The organism is Vibrio mediterranei (genome assembly GCF_900088415.1).
GTDB classification, from domain to species: Bacteria; Pseudomonadota; Gammaproteobacteria; order Enterobacterales; family Vibrionaceae; genus Vibrio; species Vibrio mediterranei.
This window is the reverse complement of sequence record NZ_FLLQ01000002.1, coordinates 306,988-323,341: the sequence shown is the minus strand read 5'-3', so window position 1 is coordinate 323,341 and position 16,354 is coordinate 306,988. Positions and strand designations below refer to the sequence as shown.

Annotated in this window: 15 protein-coding genes; 8 read left to right on the top strand and 7 right to left on the bottom strand. The window is 44.8% G+C overall.

Annotated elements, in window-relative coordinates; translation table 11 throughout:
* Positions 1-780: a tetratricopeptide repeat protein gene (locus tag VME0621_RS07555; RefSeq protein ID WP_062457097.1), complete on the top strand. Its 780-nt coding sequence runs from the start codon at positions 1-3 to the stop codon at positions 778-780.
* Positions 781-861: 81 nt separating this feature from the next.
* Here the strand turns inward: VME0621_RS07555 and VME0621_RS07550 are convergent, their stop codons facing one another.
* Positions 862-1,785 (bottom strand): pyridoxal-phosphate dependent enzyme, encoded by a 924-nt coding sequence (locus tag VME0621_RS07550; RefSeq protein WP_062457707.1) that lies wholly within the window; start codon positions 1,783-1,785, stop codon positions 862-864.
* Positions 1,786-2,234: 449 nt separating this feature from the next.
* Between VME0621_RS07550 and arnB the strand changes: the two genes are divergently transcribed.
* From arnB to arnF, 7 genes are all read left to right on the top strand, one after another.
* The gene (gene arnB / locus VME0621_RS07545; RefSeq protein ID WP_062457100.1) at positions 2,235-3,395 is read left to right on the top strand and encodes a UDP-4-amino-4-deoxy-L-arabinose aminotransferase; all 1,161 of its coding nucleotides are present in this window, start codon (positions 2,235-2,237) and stop codon (positions 3,393-3,395) included.
* A gap of 3 nt (positions 3,396-3,398) precedes the next feature.
* Complete coding sequence (gene arnC / locus VME0621_RS07540; protein WP_062457103.1) at positions 3,399-4,397, top strand: undecaprenyl-phosphate 4-deoxy-4-formamido-L-arabinose transferase; 999 nt, start codon at positions 3,399-3,401, stop codon at positions 4,395-4,397.
* 24 nt (positions 4,398-4,421) lie between these two features.
* Positions 4,422-6,404 carry a bifunctional UDP-4-amino-4-deoxy-L-arabinose formyltransferase/UDP-glucuronic acid oxidase ArnA gene (gene arnA / locus VME0621_RS07535; protein ID WP_062457106.1) on the top strand — a complete coding sequence of 661 codons (1,983 nt, stop codon included), beginning with the start codon at positions 4,422-4,424 and terminating at the stop codon, positions 6,402-6,404.
* Positions 6,404-7,318 (top strand): 4-deoxy-4-formamido-L-arabinose-phosphoundecaprenol deformylase, encoded by a 915-nt coding sequence (gene arnD / locus VME0621_RS07530; protein ID WP_062457109.1) that lies wholly within the window; start codon positions 6,404-6,406, stop codon positions 7,316-7,318. Before arnA ends, arnD begins: the two co-directional genes overlap by 1 nt.
* An 89-nt stretch (positions 7,319-7,407) precedes the next feature.
* Positions 7,408-9,060, top strand: a complete 1,653-nt coding sequence (arnT, locus tag VME0621_RS07525) for a lipid IV(A) 4-amino-4-deoxy-L-arabinosyltransferase (protein WP_062457112.1) — start codon at positions 7,408-7,410, stop codon at positions 9,058-9,060.
* The gene (locus tag VME0621_RS07520; protein ID WP_006074394.1) at positions 9,060-9,407 is read left to right on the top strand and encodes a DMT family transporter; all 348 of its coding nucleotides are present in this window, start codon (positions 9,060-9,062) and stop codon (positions 9,405-9,407) included. Before arnT ends, VME0621_RS07520 begins: the two co-directional genes overlap by 1 nt.
* On the top strand, positions 9,407-9,832 hold the full coding sequence (gene arnF / locus VME0621_RS07515) for a 4-amino-4-deoxy-L-arabinose-phosphoundecaprenol flippase subunit ArnF (protein WP_062457116.1): 426 nt from the start codon (positions 9,407-9,409) through the stop codon (positions 9,830-9,832). The genes VME0621_RS07520 and arnF overlap by 1 nt, the downstream gene beginning before the upstream one ends.
* A gap of 26 nt (positions 9,833-9,858) precedes the next feature.
* Here arnF and VME0621_RS07510 read toward each other — a convergent pair whose 3' ends face one another.
* The 6 genes from VME0621_RS07510 to VME0621_RS07485 form a co-directional block, all read right to left on the bottom strand.
* The gene (locus VME0621_RS07510) at positions 9,859-10,494 is read right to left on the bottom strand and encodes a sugar transferase (protein ID WP_006074396.1); all 636 of its coding nucleotides are present in this window, start codon (positions 10,492-10,494) and stop codon (positions 9,859-9,861) included.
* 10 nt (positions 10,495-10,504) lie between these two features.
* The gene (locus tag VME0621_RS07505; protein ID WP_062457119.1) at positions 10,505-11,692 is read right to left on the bottom strand and encodes a glycosyltransferase family 2 protein; all 1,188 of its coding nucleotides are present in this window, start codon (positions 11,690-11,692) and stop codon (positions 10,505-10,507) included.
* 39 nt (positions 11,693-11,731) lie between these two features.
* Complete coding sequence (locus VME0621_RS07500) at positions 11,732-12,847, bottom strand: glycosyltransferase (protein ID WP_062457121.1); 1,116 nt, start codon at positions 12,845-12,847, stop codon at positions 11,732-11,734.
* A gap of 132 nt (positions 12,848-12,979) precedes the next feature.
* Positions 12,980-14,410, bottom strand: coding sequence for a GumC family protein (locus VME0621_RS07495; RefSeq protein WP_038225993.1), 1,431 nt, complete (start codon positions 14,408-14,410; stop codon positions 12,980-12,982).
* On the bottom strand, positions 14,407-15,528 hold the full coding sequence (locus VME0621_RS07490; RefSeq protein WP_062457125.1) for a glycosyltransferase family protein: 1,122 nt from the start codon (positions 15,526-15,528) through the stop codon (positions 14,407-14,409). Before VME0621_RS07490 ends, VME0621_RS07495 begins: the two co-directional genes overlap by 4 nt.
* A 36-nt stretch (positions 15,529-15,564) precedes the next feature.
* Positions 15,565-16,299 (bottom strand): acyltransferase, encoded by a 735-nt coding sequence (locus VME0621_RS07485; RefSeq protein WP_062457128.1) that lies wholly within the window; start codon positions 16,297-16,299, stop codon positions 15,565-15,567.
* Positions 16,300-16,354: the final 55 nt, after the last annotated feature.

The window sequence follows — 16,354 nt, the reverse complement described above, 5'->3', positions numbered from 1 at the left end:
ATGCGAAAAACACTGTTAGCGGTTTCCCTATGTGGTCTGTGTTTTAGTGCAGGAAGCCTTGCGTTTGTAAAAGATTGGTCAACAGTAAGCGTTAGAAAAGTTGAGCAAGGTGCCAAGCAAGGTGATCTATTTGCTCAAATAGAGTTGGGTGATCGCTATGCTGACGGTAATGGTATCAAAGAAAATGATGCCAAAGCGGTGGAGTGGTATCACAAAGCGGCTGAACAGGGCAGTGAATCTGCTATGTACAAGTTAGGCATGATGTACGACAACGGTCATGGTGTAAATTATGATGCCAAAGAGGCGGCGTCATGGTTCGAAAAGGCGTCTCAAAAAGGCAGTGTTCAAGCCCAGTATTATTTGGCTGGTATGTACAAATGGGGACGCGGTGTTCCCAAGAGTAATAGTAAGGCAGTAGAGTATTATCGATTAGCTGCTGAACGCAACTTTGATGTAGCACAGAACAGTCTGGGCGTAATGTATGCTAAAGGGTTGGGCGTTGAGCGTGATGATCTTGAAGCAGTAAAGTGGTATCGAAAAGCGGCTGAAAATGGATACGCTTATGGGCAGCGAAATTTAGCTTATAAGTATTCATTAGGAGAGGGCGTAGAGATCAATAATGTAGAAGCTTATGCTTGGGCTTCTGTTGCATCTACTAATGGTTATGCAACGGCGGAGAAGCTCCGTGATGATTTAGCGCTCAAGTTAAACGCGGACGAGATACAGCAAGCTCAACAGAAAGCAAAACTTTATTTAGAGTCGTACTCTTCGCATCAATAATAGAGCGGAGCGTTCTTAGAAACAAAAATGAGGAGCTGTAGCTCCTCTTTTTGTTTCATGTTGCACCGCATTGAGGCTGAGCTACCACTCATTTTTTGGTGCGTCGTATTTTCTGCGATAGCGGGGTAGCATGGTCTCATTACCCAGTATACCACCTTGGTGAATGTACAATAGAGAAACATCTGGGTTATCACTTAACCAAGGTAGCAGGCAACGCCACATCATTGGGTCGTAAAGTAGGTCAAACTCTATATGGGTTTCAGCTTGCAGTAACCGCCAGATCTCATAGTCTTCTAAATACAGCTTGCCAAAGTGATGCTTGCTTTCAAGCTCAAGAATGGTCGGGTAATAAGAAAAGTTACCAAGCTCGTCAAACTGTTGTATTAAGTAATCTTTACCGCCCACACAAGGGCAAGTAATAACTTCAATACCTTGGGGGGCGAGAACTTGTGCCAAATACAGGGCGGTCGTTCCAGTTCCTGAAGGTAATGCCACTTTAATCTGCTTGTTTTTTTCAAATCTCGACCAACTTAGAATTTCCTCTGCTAACTGCACGATACCTTGGCGGGCTGATTGAAAGCGTCCCCCCTCTGGTACGATATAGCTGTCAGTAGAATTAGCGAAGTTGGCTTGGATATAGGCATGCGGATGCGGTGCGTTGGGACCTAGCAGCCCTTTGAGGGAGACTATCTCAGCACCAAGCTCTTTAGCTGCCCTGTAGTTACCATTAGGGTTTAGGTCTAACCATTCTGGTTTGTGATCAACAAAATACTTGAGCTTTATACCTTTTATTTTAGCCAGCGCAGCCAAAGAGGTTAAGGAATTTGCTTGAGCGGAGCCCCAACCGATGAGTTGAGTAACGTTCGCTAAATCTGTCTCTAGCAATTCAGCAAATTTCCTAGCCTTATTGCCGTTGAAATGACTATGTAGCAAGTCATCTCGCTTCAAATGAAAATCGTGTCCTTGAAAGTGATGTTGTGTCACAGGACTGTTATTGAGGTTCACGATCATACCTGACTCAAAAAAGTGGATGCTGATTCTACCTTCTCACCATGATAGACACAAACAGAGCACATACAAATGATTACATTGGCGAGCCATTAAATGTGGCAGAATAGCGCGTTTTCTTAGCTTAGCTTAGAAAGTGTGAAACAAGAGTTGGTTAAATTTACACAAAACTGACTTAGTGCCCTGAGTGCTATGCTGATTAGACAAATCGTAGGATTTTCACTGCTAGGCCAATAATATTTATCTATAAGTGGCACTTTAGTAAATATTATTGTTAATTTGCCGATACACACATAGGTATGAACTATATTTGCGGTAAATATGTTCTAAAGGTCAATGTTTTGTATTGCTAAAACGCATCGACCCTTTTAATTCTTTGAACGCCCTAGTAAACTTTGGTGTCCTTCTTCGTGTCAGAGTACACGATTTAACTGTGAGTTTAAAAAATGAGCCAGCCTTTTCTCCCTTTATGTAGACCTGCTGTAGATGAGCAAGACATCCAAGCCGTGGTCGATGTCCTTCGTTCCGGGTGGATCACCACGGGTCCCAAAAACGCAGAGTTAGAAAATAAAGTGTCTGAACACACTGGTGCTCCACATGCCGTTGCCCTTAGCAGCGCGACTGCGGGTATGCATCTAGTATTGTTGGCTTTAGGTATTGGTCCTGGAGATGAAGTTATCACTCCATCACTTACTTGGGTTTCTACCGTCAATATGATTACGCTTGTTGGAGCAAAACCAGTATTCGTAGATGTTGATGCTGATACCTTGATGACGGATGCTGAGAAAATTGAATCACTGATCACTAGCAAGACTAAGCTTATCATCCCGGTACATTATGCTGGGGCATCGCTTGACCTTGACCCTATTTACCAGTTAGGTGAGAAGCACAGTATCCCTGTTGTTGAGGATGCGGCTCATGCTTTAGGTACCGAGTACAAAGGCAAGCCAGTGGGCAATCGTGGTACATGCTTATTCTCTACTCACGCAATCAAAAACGTGACGACGGCAGAAGGCGGTGTACTTACCACGCATGATGCTGAATTAGCTGACAAAGTGCGTCGTTTAAAATTCCACGGTCTGGGTGTTGATGCTTTTGATCGTGAAACTCAAGGACGAGCGCCTCAAGCGGAAGTCGTGGAGCCTGGCTTCAAATACAATATGCCAGATATCTGTGCAGTGTTAGCGCTTGGACAAATGGATCGAATTGCAGAAATTACCGAAAAACGTACGCAGTTAGCGCTCTCTTATCGCAGTCAGTTGGCGTCTATCAAAGGTGTTACGCCACTAGGCTTGGCTTCTCATGAACACAAACACTGTTGGCACCTAATGATCGTTAGAGTTGACCCTGCGGTTGCAGGCCTAACGCGCGACGATCTAATTGCCGCACTAAAAGAAAAAGGTATCGGAGCAGGTATTCACTTTAAAGCCTGCCATACACAAAAATATTACCGCGAAAACTACGCGGAATTGTTCGGGGCGATTAACCCTGATTTACAGAATACAGAACGTAACAGTAATCAAATCTGCTCACTACCGCTATTTCCTGATATGACTCAGGATGACGTTGAACGTGTAGTTAGCGCCGTTTCAGAAATAATTGGGTAAACCATGAAACACAATCAAGCAATCAACTTTGTCTCTATCGTTATTCCGGTATACAACGAAGAAAACTGTCTGCAAGAACTGATTGATCGTACTACCAAAGCAAGTGATAGCATTGGGAAAGATTATGAAATCATTCTTGTAGATGATGGAAGTCGTGATCGCAGCGCGGAAATCATTGAAGAAGCATCAGCGAAAGAAGGGAGCCATGTTGTTGGCGTTATCTTGAATCGCAACTATGGCCAACATAACGCTATTATGGCTGGCTTTGAGCAAGTACGTGGCGATTTGATCATCACACTTGATGCAGACCTTCAGAATCCACCAGAAGAAATCCCTAACCTTGTAGCAAAAGCTGAGGAAGGGTTCGATTCTGTGGGGACAGTTCGTAAGAACCGTCAAGATAGTGCACTTCGTCGTTACCCATCCAAGCTTATCAACAAGCTAGTGAAACGTTCTACTGGCGTAGAGATGAACGATTACGGTTGTATGCTTCGTGCGTACCGCCGACATGTTGTTGACGCAATGCTTGAGTGTCACGAGCGCAGCACGTTTATTCCTGTGCTAGCGAATGGCTTCTCTCGCCATACCACTGAGATCGATGTGCATCATGATGAGCGTGCTGATGGTGAGTCGAAATATAGCTTTATGAAGCTTATTAGCCTAATGTTTGACTTGATTACCAGTATGACAACAGCGCCATTACGCCTGTTGAGCATTGTTGGTGGTGGTATCGCTGCGGCAGGTATCGCGTTTGGTGTCATCCTTATGTTGATGCGCATTATGTTTGGTTCTGAGTGGGCAGGTGATGGCCTGTTTACTTTGTTTGCTATCCTATTTGTATTTGTTGGTGCACAGTTTGTGGGTCTAGGCTTACTTGGTGAGTACATTGGTCGTATTTACTCTGATGTAAGAGCGCGCCCACGTTTTTATGTGCAAGATGTTTTAGTCGGTGAAGCCACTAAAAATGCACGTGAAAGCGACGAATTAAAAAATAAAGAATAAGATTTGTATTTAGAGGAATATTCCATGAAAGTAGTAGTGTTTGCCTACCACAATATCGGTTGTACTGGTATTCGTAGCTTGCTAGACGCGGGTGTAGAAATCGAAGCAGTATTTACTCATGTTGATGACAGCAACGAGAACGTGTTTTTTGACTCTGTAGCGAAACTTGCAGCAAAGAACGGTATTCCAGTTTACGCACCTGAAGACGTGAACCACCCACTATGGGTTGAGAAAATCCGTGCGATGAAGCCAGATGCACTGTTCTCTTTCTACTATCGCAATATGATCAGCCAAGAAGTGCTAGATATCGCTCCTAAAGGTGGTTTCAACCTACATGGTTCTTTGCTTCCAACATACCGCGGTCGTGCACCAATCAACTGGGCATTAGTCAACGGCGAAACTGAAACTGGTGTAACGCTGCACCAAATGGTTCAGAAAGCGGATGCTGGCGATATCGTTGGTCAAGAAAAAATTGCTATCACTGATGCTGATACGGCAGAAACGCTTCATAAGCGTATGAACACCGCATCTAGCGATCTACTGAGCAAAGTGCTTCCAACTATCGTAGATGGTTCATTCAAAACAGCGGCTCAGGATGAAAGCAAAGCGACTTACTTTGGCCGTCGTACTCCTGCTGACGGTGAGATTAAATGGTCTAACGATTCTCGTACCGTATTTAACCTAGTTCGCGCGGTAACAGAACCGTTCCCAGGCGCATTCACTTTCCTTGGTGAGCGTAAGCTGACTATTTGGAGCGCGGAAGCAAGCGACAAAACATTTGATGTAACTCCTGGTACTATCGTTTCTACTACACCACTAACGATCGCTTGTGCTCAAGGTTCACTGATTGTTAAATCTGGCGAAGCAGAAAACGGTCTATATCTAGGTGGTGAGCAGCTAGCTGCAGAGCTTCATCTTGTAGAAGGTATGCGTTTTGGTCCACAGGCAAGTGCTCTAATTAACGCTAAGAAGCGTCAAAAAGTACTTATCCTAGGTGCAAACGGCTTCATCGGTACTCATCTAACTAAGCGTCTTCTAGACGACGGTGGTTACGAAGTTTATGCAATGGACATGAACTCGAACCAAATCGAAGAGCACCTAAGCCACCCTGATTTCCACTTCGTAGAAGGTGATATCACCATCCACAACGAGTGGATCGAATACCACGTTAAGAAGTGTGACATCATTCTTCCACTAGTTGCTATTGCAACACCGATTGAATACACGCGTAACCCACTTCGCGTATTCGAACTCGACTTCGAAGAGAACCTGAAGATTGTTCGTGCGTGTGTGAAATACAACAAACGCATCATCTTCCCATCGACTTCTGAAGTTTACGGTATGTCGACGGATCCTGAGTTCAACGAAGATACTTCACCACTGATCGTTGGCCCTATTAACCGTCAGCGCTGGATCTACTCAGTATCTAAACAGCTACTTGACCGTGTTATCTGGGCTTATGGTAAGAAAGATGGCCTTAAGTTCACTCTATTCCGTCCGTTCAACTGGATGGGTCCACGTTTAGATAGTTTGAACTCTGCACGTATTGGTTCTAGCCGCGCGATCACTCAGCTTATCCTAAACCTAGTTGAAGGTACGCCAATCAAGCTTATCGACGGTGGTGAGCAGAAGCGTTGTTTCACTGACATCTCTGAAGCGATTGAAGCGCTATTCCGCATCATCGAGAACAAAGAAGGTCTGTGTGACGGTCAAATCATCAACATCGGCGCACCAGAAAACGAAGCGAGCATCAAAGAGCTTGCTGAGACGCTAGTTGAGAAGTTTGAGAACCACCCATTGCGTGATCAGTTCCCTCCATTTGCTGGCTACAACCTAGTAGAAAGCAAAGCGTTCTACGGTGACGGCTACCAAGACGTTCAACACCGTAAACCAAGCATCGCAAATGCGAAGAAACTGCTTGATTGGGAACCAACAGTTCACATGAACGACACAATCGAAGAGACACTAGATTTCTTCCTTAAAGGTGCAGTAGCAGAAGAGAAGTAATGGAACAGAATGAAGTCACTCAAGTCGGTCTTCGTATCGATGTAGACACTTTTAGAGGCACCAAGCTTGGTGTACCTAAGCTACTCGAAATTTTCGAGAAGCACGGAGTGAAGGCTTCATTCTTCTTTACTGTTGGACCTGATAACATGGGGCGCCATATATGGCGCCTTTTGCGTCCTGCATTTCTGAAGAAGATGCTTCGCTCTAAGGCTGCTAGTCTTTACGGTTACGATATTTTAATTCGTGGCACTATTTGGCCAGGCCCCGTGATTGGTAAAAAACTTCGTCCAATTATTGAGGCGGCTGATAAAGCTGGTCATGAAATCGGTTTGCATGCTTGGGATCACCACAAGTGGCAGATGAAAACCGATACCATGTCACCTGAAGAGCTGCGCAGTGAGATTTCCAAAGGCTATAACATGCTGAAGGATATTACTGGTAGAGATCTGCCTTGTAGTGCGGTAGCTGGCTGGCGCTGTACTGATCAAACACTTGTTGAGAAAGATGCCTTCCCATTTAAGTACAATAGCGATTGCCGTGGCGATTCTATTTTCTCTCCAGGCGAAGGAATGGCACCCCAAATCCCGGTGACCCTGCCTACCTATGACGAGCTTGTCGGGCAAGATGGTGTCGACAACAGCAACTACAATGATGCTATTCTTAAGCTTATCAAACGTGATGGTTTGAATGTTTATACAATCCACGCGGAAGTAGAAGGTATTGTTTGTGCTGAAATGTTTGAAGATTTGATTGTCAGAGCCAAGCAACAGAATATAGAATTCGTACCCATGATAGATCTGCTTGAAGGGACAGAATCGCCACTTCCACGTGATGCAATAAAAAACATCGAAATGGAAGGGCGAGAAGGGTGGCTAACACACCAGGCGTCATTTGTTGAACGCATGGGACTGTAGTTGCTTTTACGCCTTAAATGCTGCGGCATGTAGATTTGAAACTAGTATAAGCCCATGATGTCATGGGCTTTTATTCAATTGGATGAAGAATGCAACAATCACGAATTAACTGGGCGGTTTGGATACCGCTTTTCTTTATTGCGTTATACATACTACCGCTTGATCTGCGCCCTCTGTGGTCACCAGATGAGCTACGCTACGGTGAGATCTCTCGCGAGATGGTGGCTTCCGGTAACTGGATAGTTCCCACCTTTAACGACCTACGTTATTTCGAAAAGCCGATCATGGGCTATTGGTTTAACGCCATTGCACAAGTTATTTTTGGTGATACCAATTTTGCTGTGAGAATTGCCTCGGCACTCGCTATGTTTGGTTCTGCACTATTTTTAGTTTCTCTCGTTGGCAGAATGACAGATCGCCGTCAAGGTTGGCTAACCGCAGGTGTGTTTCTTAGCATGTTTATGGTGGCAGCAATCGGTACTTATAGTGTACTTGATGGCATGTTGGCATTCTGGCTTACTGCTTGTTATGCCGCTTTCTATTTTGCAACGGAAGCGACCTCTACCAAGCAACGTTGGCTGCATTACGGTCTCGCGGGCTTCTTTTGTGGTTGTGCAGTATTAACTAAAGGCTTTTTGGCACTTGCCTTACCAGTTATCGTTGTCGTGCCTTATATGATCATGCAAAAGCAGTTCCTAGAGATATTAAGATGGGGCTGGTGGGTAATGTTTGTTGCGCTAATCACTTGTTTGCCATGGTCTCTAGCTATACATGCAGCTGAACCAGATTACTGGAATTACTTTTTCTGGGAAGAGCATATCCATCGTTTCTCTGCTGAAGATGCACAGCATGCTGCGCCGATTTGGTATTATGTACCGTTCCTATTCTTAGGAACTTTACCTTGGGTATTTTGGGCACCGTCTGCTCTTGTTCAGTTGAAGGGTGAGTTTTCAAAGCCACTTATTCGCTACTCTATTCTCTGGGCGGTAATGCCATTTTTGCTGTTCTCCTATGCAAGTGGAAAACTGGCAACGTATATTTTGCCGTGCATGGCTCCTATTGCGATTCTATTGACCCATGGCATTATCAAAGCTTATAACAGCAAAGCGAAAGGCCTAACAATAGGTTCGATCATTAATGGCTTATTCTTTGCGACGGTTGCTATTACATTAATGGTGATGTTCTTTATGGGCAAGCTACCTTTGGATGAGTCTGAATCTTATCGTCCTTGGATTGCGTTGTTCATACTAGGATTTTGGGCTACCTGTGCTTTTTATGCAGCGAAAGCCAAAGCGTTCGAACACAAGTTTGTAGCGTATATGGTATCGCCTTTGGCTCTTTTCGCGCTGTTCTCTACCGTTGTCCCAAACACGACGATTGACTCAAAAATGCCAGCGCGTTTCATGGAGCAGCTAGCACCAAAAGTCACCGATGATATGGTTCTTATCGCTGACTACCCGGATACGATGTCAGCATTAAACTGGTACTTGAAGCGCAGCGATGTTTATCTTACCAAGGCAATGGGCGAAGTGGATTATGGTCTGAAATATGATGACTCGAAGCATCGCTACATTGAGTGGAATCAGCTAGATGACTTTATCAAAGAGAAACAGTTAACGGGTCCAGTGTTGCTGCATTTTAGAGACCTACCACCGTTGCCAGAAGGTTTTCCTAAGCCAGATGATCACGTTGACCGTGGCCGTTATCATGCGCTGATCTTTAATCAAAAAGATGCCCAGTAATGACAGTACTGCTGTTTGTACTCTCAGTTGTAGCAAGCTCGCTTAGCCAATATTGGCAAAAGCGAGCCGCTATGTATTTTGAAGAAAATCCACAGCTGTCCGCAGTAGGGAAGCTATTGAGCTTTCCTATGATCCTTGGAATTGTCTTCTTGGGGACCAGCGCTCTAACTTGGTTGGGTGTACTGAGTCAGTGGGATGTATCAGTTGCTTATCCGTTACTAAGCGTTAACTTCGTTATCATGTTATTGGTTTCTAAATTTGCCTTTGGCGAAGTCATTCTGCCCAAGCAATGGCTTGGTGTCATGTGCATAATGATCGGCGTTGGCATTCTTGGAGGAGCTGGTTAATGGTAGTGAAAGATCTTAAAGCCGGCTTGCCAATTGCACTTGTGAGCGTTCTGCTCATATCTACTGCTCAGCTCTCTATGAAATGGGGAATGGGAGGGCTTGCATCGCAATGGGACAGCATTGTAGCTCTATTTGAGCAAGCTCAACTGGCCGAGCTGCTATGGCATGTGTGGCCAGCTTTAATTGGTGTTGGCATCGGCCTAGGTTGCTATGCACTGTCTATGGCGTGCTGGGTAATGGCTTTAAAGCACTTGCCACTAGGGGTCGCGTATCCTTTGCTCAGCTTGAGCTATGTAATTGTCTACTTGCTAGCAGTTACTTTGCCTTGGCTCAATGAGTCATTTAGTTGGGTGAAATTGTCTGGGATCGGTTTTATCCTCCTAGGGCTGACCTTTATCTTTACCGCGAAAAAGTCCAGCCATTAGGCTGGACTTTTCTTTGTGCCTCAGATTTATCTGCCGCGTCCATCAACCATGATCTTTAGAGTTTTAAACACAATATGAATGTCAGTGGATAGCCAAGTTTTAAATGACGACAGTGATAAAGCGTAACTGTGGTCGTAACCAACCTTACTTCTCACATCTTCAATACATGTATCATAACCTTGATTTACTTGTGCTAGTCCTGTGATACCGGGTAGTACGTCGTAAGTACGCTCTACAAAGAAGGGAATGTCATTCTCAAGCTTGTTATAGAAGTCAGGGCGTTCTGGTCTCGGCCCTATGAGTGACATGTCTCCTTTGAGTACATTAATAAACTGCGGGAGTTCATCGAGTCGAGTTTTGCGAAGAAAGCGGCCTACCGGTGTGATTCGCGGGTCGTCTTCTGTTGCCCATGTAGCACCTGAATGTGATTCGGCATCTACATACATGGATCGATACTTAAGTACATGAATGAAGTCCATTCTTTCAGGAGTCCATTTCCCGACTCTGAGCTGCTTATAAAATATGGGTCCTCTCGAGGTAAACTTAATCGCTAGCGCCACAGGTACAAAAGTGATTGCCAGTATGATCATGCCAACGCTAGCACCTACGATATCGAAAATTCGCTTTGAGAAGTGTATTGAGCGTCTCTCATAGTTAGTCATAATTCCCCTCCTAGCGCGCGAGACGCTGCCATTTTCCATTTTCAAGTCCAAATAAGTAACGAAGCCCACCAATCAAGTTAGCAGTGTGACCAACGATTAAATATGTAATTAAACGAATGAGTCGCAGCTTTTGAAGTTGTGGGAAGTAGCTGGCTGTCGCGGCAAAAATGTAAACGGCTACCTGCGAATAAAGCAGTACCAAGAAGATAGTGTTTGTTTGCGCCAACCAAAGTGAAGAAAGCAAGCATGCAATCATTAAGTATGGTGTAAATAGGCGCAGTCCTTTGCCGGAAAAAAAGGTGAATGCAGTTCTTCCATATTGCGGTGAAAATAGATCAAACAACATGATGACCTGTTGCATGTTGCCCGCTGAGATACGTAATCGTCGCCGAAAGTCTTGGACTGATTCAGTGGGTTCTTGCTCGATGGCATTCATATTAGGTGCGTATGCGGCTTGATAGTGATGGCGAACAATCCTCATCGGAATGATGAAATCATCGTTGATTGTATTGTCCGGTAACAATTCAAATAGCGGTGTACGTATGAAATACAGTGCTCCATGTGCACCAATCGTAGACCCCATAGTGGATTCACGATATTTGATGTTGTTTTGGTATTGCCAGTAGTCTGACTCTCCGGTTTGACCGGCATGAAGCAGCTGATAGGTTGAGTTTACGACACCGATGTTCTGATCTTTGAAGAACTCACTGGCAATTAGAAGGGCATCTACGGAGATAATTGCTGAAACATCTGAAATGCAAGTAATATCACTGTCGACTTTCGGAATGTATCGGTTAAGGATCGCAACTTTCCCGGTATTATCTTGCTGATTGATAATTTCAAAATGGGTATCCGCGCATATGGCCTCTTGTATTGTTGACTCAGCGATATTAAGAGTGCTGTCTTCACTGCCGTCATCAATAATCACAATTTTCAGCTTATCTCTTGGATAGTCTAACGATGCGCAATTTCTGACTTTATCCGCTATCCACTGCTCTTCATTATAGGCAGGTATGATAATGGTAACCGTCGGTAGTACACGATCTCTACGAACGCAACGATAACCTCTTGGTATTGCGCCACTTGTGATTATTGGATGTCGATTAGCCCACCAACGGAGAATCACAGGATATCCAGCATGGTGATACACTATGAAAAATGCGCTTAGAATGAATACTCCAATCATTACAACTTCCATACTATTTCCTTTCTATAATTAATCTCGACTAGCCAATTGTTAAGCCTTGAATACTAGATTTCGGTAGGCTTCACTCATTGAACGTACATCATTATTCTCGACAACAAAGTCTCGTGGACAGAATAGGTGACGTGTCTTCAACGCGTTCTCTAGAGCTTGCACTAGAGAAAACACTCGATTTGATTTCGTTGTCACACCAGATAATGGGCAGAGAGTTTCCTTTGCTGCACCAACATCCGTAACCACTACTGGAATGTTGCACGCTTGTGCTTCTAGTGGCGAAAGTGGAAATCCCTCACACACAGAGGGAAGACAGAACAGGTCAAGCGATTGGTAAAATGAAGGCATATCGTTTACTAATCCAAGGAAGTGGACCCTGTCCTCCACTTTCAACGCTTTGGCAAGGTCTTTGAGCTCTTGCTCAAGGGAACCAATACCAGCAATAGCGAGGTGGATATCGTTGGAAAGTCGTGCAACGGCCTTGATCAAAGTCGCCTGTGCTTTGACAGGTTCTAGGCGACCAGCAGTACCAATAAGGATAACCTTAGAGGGTAAATCAAGTATACGTCTTGCTCCTGCCTGATTTGCAGGTACGAATCGGTTACAATCCACTCCATTTTTAATCACCTTCGGCGTGGTGTACGGAAAAAGCTGAGAAAGCTGCTGCTGAACCTTTTGAGCATCAGCGACTAAGATAGGGTTAACCAATTTGAGTGCGAGGTTTTCTACCTTTTGACGTTTTGTATCGGTTAAGTGCCACATATCATGCTCGGTATGGATTCGTGCTGGGACTCGACTGAGTCTGGCGGCAATACCACCATAGATAAGAGGTCCAATATGATGAGTGTGGACAACTTGGGGCTTGAGTACCTTAAGGAGTCGATACATCACTCGAAGCAGAGTAATTTGGGAACCTGGCTTTTTGCCAAGAAAGAACAGGTGTGAACGATATTTGATAAGTTGTGGCCAGTGTTTGATGGCTTGTTCAAGTTCCCCTTCCAAACTGATGATAAATACTCTCTCATCTTCTTTCGCTTGCTTAAGCAGCTCAAGAACCATGGTTTCAAGTCCTCCGGGAGCGAGGTGTTGAACAACGTGTACGACCTTGTATGTGGGGCCAGAGTTGTGTTTTGGGATAAGGGGTGAGCTTGCCATAATTTGCTCCTTGCATAGGCGCTGCATTGTTAATCTAACATTGCACAGGCTGTGCCAAATTTATAAGTAAGTAAAAACATATAGTTAAGCTCAAAACATATGGCTTTCCCGATATGAAATTCATTCTGAATATCATTCGGCGGCAATCTTAGGAATAGCAGTGATCAAAGGCACCCCGGATATTTGAGTGAGTTGATCCCTACGGCGTATAGTTGTGTCAAAGAGCTCAAGAATAATTGCCATACCTATGCCCAGAGCAAGTCCAGCTATAACACCAACAGCCGCAAATACGGTTGGCGTGAAATTTGTTGGTGAACTAGGTGTATAAGGGAGATCGATGATTTTGACTCGTTTATTTTGCTCAAACACACCTAACGAACCAGTCAATTGTGCCATTTCATAACGTTCCACTAGTTCATCGTAGAGTTGTCTTTTTAGACTGACATCGCGTTGTAGCTTCAATAATTGTTTGGCATTACTACCGTAACTTTGAGCGTTGACGGTGAGCTCATCAATCATAGACTGCAAGCTATTAGTCTCTTGCTTGAGAGATTCGTACCGACCTCGAACAAGCTGTAGACTATGGAGCTGGGTAATTAGAAGCGGCTGAATATCACCTACATCGCTCACTGAAGTCACGCTGGCAATATCCCACAGTTGGTCACTGTTGAGTTCGGGTTGCTCAGACTGAAGTAATTGGTTGCGCTCTTTCTCTAACCTACTAAGTTCTCTGAGCTTGGCCTGCACGGCACTGTGTGTATCAGTGTATTTTGCTTTGAGTAAGGTTAACGCGCTTCGAGTTTCAATGATCTGTTCCTCCAGTTTGCCGACTATTGGGTTGGTTTTAGAGAGTTGCTGATCAAGCGAGCCTAAGCTTTGCTCTACGCCAGACAGCTCTGCTTGTTTTTCTGCCAAAGTTTGTTTGAGGGAGGCGAGCCGGCTCAGGTTCTCATTTTGCATTTCAGGCGTCGCTGAAGAGTGTTGATTGTAGTAATCGGCTAACGATTGTTCGGCGTTTTCTAGTTCTTGTTTGCGTTTCTTAATATGGATAGTCAGAAATTCACTGGAATCTCTGATGGATGAGCGCTCAGGTGCCAAAAGCTCTTCCACAAAATGAACACTTACCGATTCTAGCAGTGCCTTCATCCCCTCTGGTGAGGATGAGGAGTGTTCGATTTTTATGAAGTCTTTACCCAATTGAGTGACGGTTAGGTTGGCAGAAAGCTCAGCGATTATTTGATCTTTTTGAGATGCGGTCATTGAGTCATTAATAAGGTTTAGGTCACTCGCAACTGACAGTAGCACGTGGCGGCTGTTGAGGAGAGTTTTGAGCGCTGATAGACGATCTTTGAGCATGGTCGAGACGGCAATGTCTTCAAGAAACGGATTCATTTTGGCGGTTTCTTGAATCAGCATGCTGGTGTGCGATTTATATTTCAGAGGAGTCAAGACGCCAATAGCGTAAGCGATAAACGGCATGATCAAGATAGGCATTGCTATCGCATAACGACGCCTCCAGGCTGCCGTTAAGATAGCTAAAAGCCTCAGCTTTAGCTCACTCATAAGGCCTCCAAATAGCGCTCTAGTACTTGAGTTCTTTGTTCCCAGCTCTCGCTGTCGACTAGACCTTCAGGAAGCTTAGTCGATTGCTTTGCCGCTGACTCAAGCGCTTTTATCATTTCGCCAACATTTTGAATCACGATGACATGTTCACGGTAGGGCTTAAGTGCCGGAAATTCGGTAGTAATAACCGGTCTTCTTGCGGCTAAATACTCTTTCAGCTTAAGAGGGTTGCACGCACTAATTTGTGCGTTTAAGACGAATGGCAGCAAACTGACAGTCCAGTGCTGGCTGTAACATGCGAGTTGCGCATGAGGCTTGGGTCCCAGATAAAAGACGTTGTCGGCCTGTACAATTGGCAACTGTTCTAGTTCGAGTTGACCAATAAATACGAAATCCCAATGCGGCATGGCACTTATCACCTGATTAAGGAGATCATAATCTAGCCAATTAGAAAGACTGCCATAGAAGCCAGCAATTGGACGTCCTCTGTTTGGTAAGTCATTGGCACGCTTGGTAGGCTGGGAGAAGCGCTGACAATCCACACCATGAGTGAGCAAGCGAGTTTTCCTTTCTGGAAATTTTCTCAGAAGCTTTTCGCTTGCCGTAATGACCATATCAGCCTCTTGAACCAGATGACGTTCATGCTGCAATACCGTGTCATGATCAACGCCTGCGAGTGCTCCAAAATCGTCACCGCAGTAGTAGACAATAGGTAGATTACCTAAACGTTGGCAGACGTCAGCAGCGGTGGGTAATGAACTCCAAATAATGGGATTTTTTAGTTTTAGTTTTTGGATAATGGGAACCAATTGTGACTCCATCAAGGTTGCTGCTAGCTTTCTAGACCACTTTGATCGAGGTGCTGGAATCGTCATCAGGTTTACAATAGTGATAGTCTCCGGCACTGGCTCGGACTCGAGTTTCAGCTGTTTGGACTTATCACGTCGAAGTAGCTTATTTAGCGCACGGGCTGCATCGTGTTTAGTGAACTTGGGTTGACGTAAACCAATGGAATTTACCCATAGTACTTTCCGTTGGCTGGCAAGGCGCTTGACGAGATGCTGAGTGCTAGAAGGCAGAGCACCATAGTCTTCTCCAAATACAATCAAATCTCTCATAACACAATCCTTGTTATTCAGTACGATCACTTAACGCTACAGCATCTGATCAATATGTTTGACGACTTTCGCAGGACATCCAGCAGCGATAACGTTAGCGGGTAAATCGTGAGTCACGACGCTACCTGCAGCGACGATAGTTCCCTGTCCAATTGTCACCCCCGTTTGCACGGTTACGCCTGTCGCTAGCCAAACGTCTTGCTCTAGGACAATGCTTCCAATACGATGATCTTCATCGGGTGCCCCTTCTGCTCTTTGGCGTGCATTAAGCGGATGTCCTGAATAACCAAACAACTGACAACGTCCCGCGATTCTCACGTTGTCTTGAATTTCTATTTTTTCGGCAACGGCGATAGTGACCTGCCAGCCGATATCAACATTGTTACCGACCATGAGTTCTGGTTGTATTGCAGGGTTAGGATGAGGCGTGGTACGAGCGCTAAAGGTGGTGTGTCCTGACACTCGGCAGTCATTGCCTAAAGCAATTTTCAGGGGACCAGTGACAAGTGGCAATCCACTGTAAAGATAGAGTGAGTGACCGCATGTTGATACGCGACCTTTAAACGCAGGCGTGTATACAAACAGTCGAGATAGTGATTCGATTCCATTTCGCAGAATTACTAATAATGCATAAAGCGCTTTGTTATAGAACGATGGCGTGGGAATGCCTGTCGCACGCGCTCGTTTCAAAATGACAAAAAGGTTTCTCATTTTGGGATTTGGATGAGACCGAAGCCAATTTTTGAAATCGAATGACGAAGTAGTATTCATTTTGACATTCCCTCTCATTAATCTGAGTCGTAGATATTAGGATGCTAGAAGGAGT

Excerpts from the sequence above, each read along its gene's own strand:
- arnT (WP_062457112.1), top strand. The coding sequence starts at position 7,408 with ATGCAACAATCACGAATTAACTGGGCGGTTTGGATACCGCTTTTCTTT.
- arnC (WP_062457103.1), top strand. The coding sequence starts at position 3,399 with ATGAAACACAATCAAGCAATCAACTTTGTCTCTATCGTTATTCCGGTA.
- VME0621_RS07510 (WP_006074396.1), bottom strand. The coding sequence starts at position 10,494 with ATGACTAACTATGAGAGACGCTCAATACACTTCTCAAAGCGAATTTTC.
- arnD (WP_062457109.1), top strand. The coding sequence starts at position 6,404 with ATGGAACAGAATGAAGTCACTCAAGTCGGTCTTCGTATCGATGTAGAC.
- arnF (WP_062457116.1), top strand. The coding sequence starts at position 9,407 with ATGGTAGTGAAAGATCTTAAAGCCGGCTTGCCAATTGCACTTGTGAGC.
- VME0621_RS07500 (WP_062457121.1), bottom strand. The coding sequence starts at position 12,847 with ATGGCAAGCTCACCCCTTATCCCAAAACACAACTCTGGCCCCACATAC.
- VME0621_RS07490 (WP_062457125.1), bottom strand. The coding sequence starts at position 15,528 with ATGAGAGATTTGATTGTATTTGGAGAAGACTATGGTGCTCTGCCTTCT.
- VME0621_RS07505 (WP_062457119.1), bottom strand. The coding sequence starts at position 11,692 with ATGGAAGTTGTAATGATTGGAGTATTCATTCTAAGCGCATTTTTCATA.
- arnB (WP_062457100.1), top strand. The coding sequence starts at position 2,235 with ATGAGCCAGCCTTTTCTCCCTTTATGTAGACCTGCTGTAGATGAGCAA.
- VME0621_RS07520 (WP_006074394.1), top strand. The coding sequence starts at position 9,060 with ATGACAGTACTGCTGTTTGTACTCTCAGTTGTAGCAAGCTCGCTTAGC.
- VME0621_RS07555 (WP_062457097.1), top strand. The coding sequence starts at position 1 with ATGCGAAAAACACTGTTAGCGGTTTCCCTATGTGGTCTGTGTTTTAGT.
- arnA (WP_062457106.1), top strand. The coding sequence starts at position 4,422 with ATGAAAGTAGTAGTGTTTGCCTACCACAATATCGGTTGTACTGGTATT.
- VME0621_RS07485 (WP_062457128.1), bottom strand. The coding sequence starts at position 16,299 with ATGAATACTACTTCGTCATTCGATTTCAAAAATTGGCTTCGGTCTCAT.
- VME0621_RS07495 (WP_038225993.1), bottom strand. The coding sequence starts at position 14,410 with ATGAGTGAGCTAAAGCTGAGGCTTTTAGCTATCTTAACGGCAGCCTGG.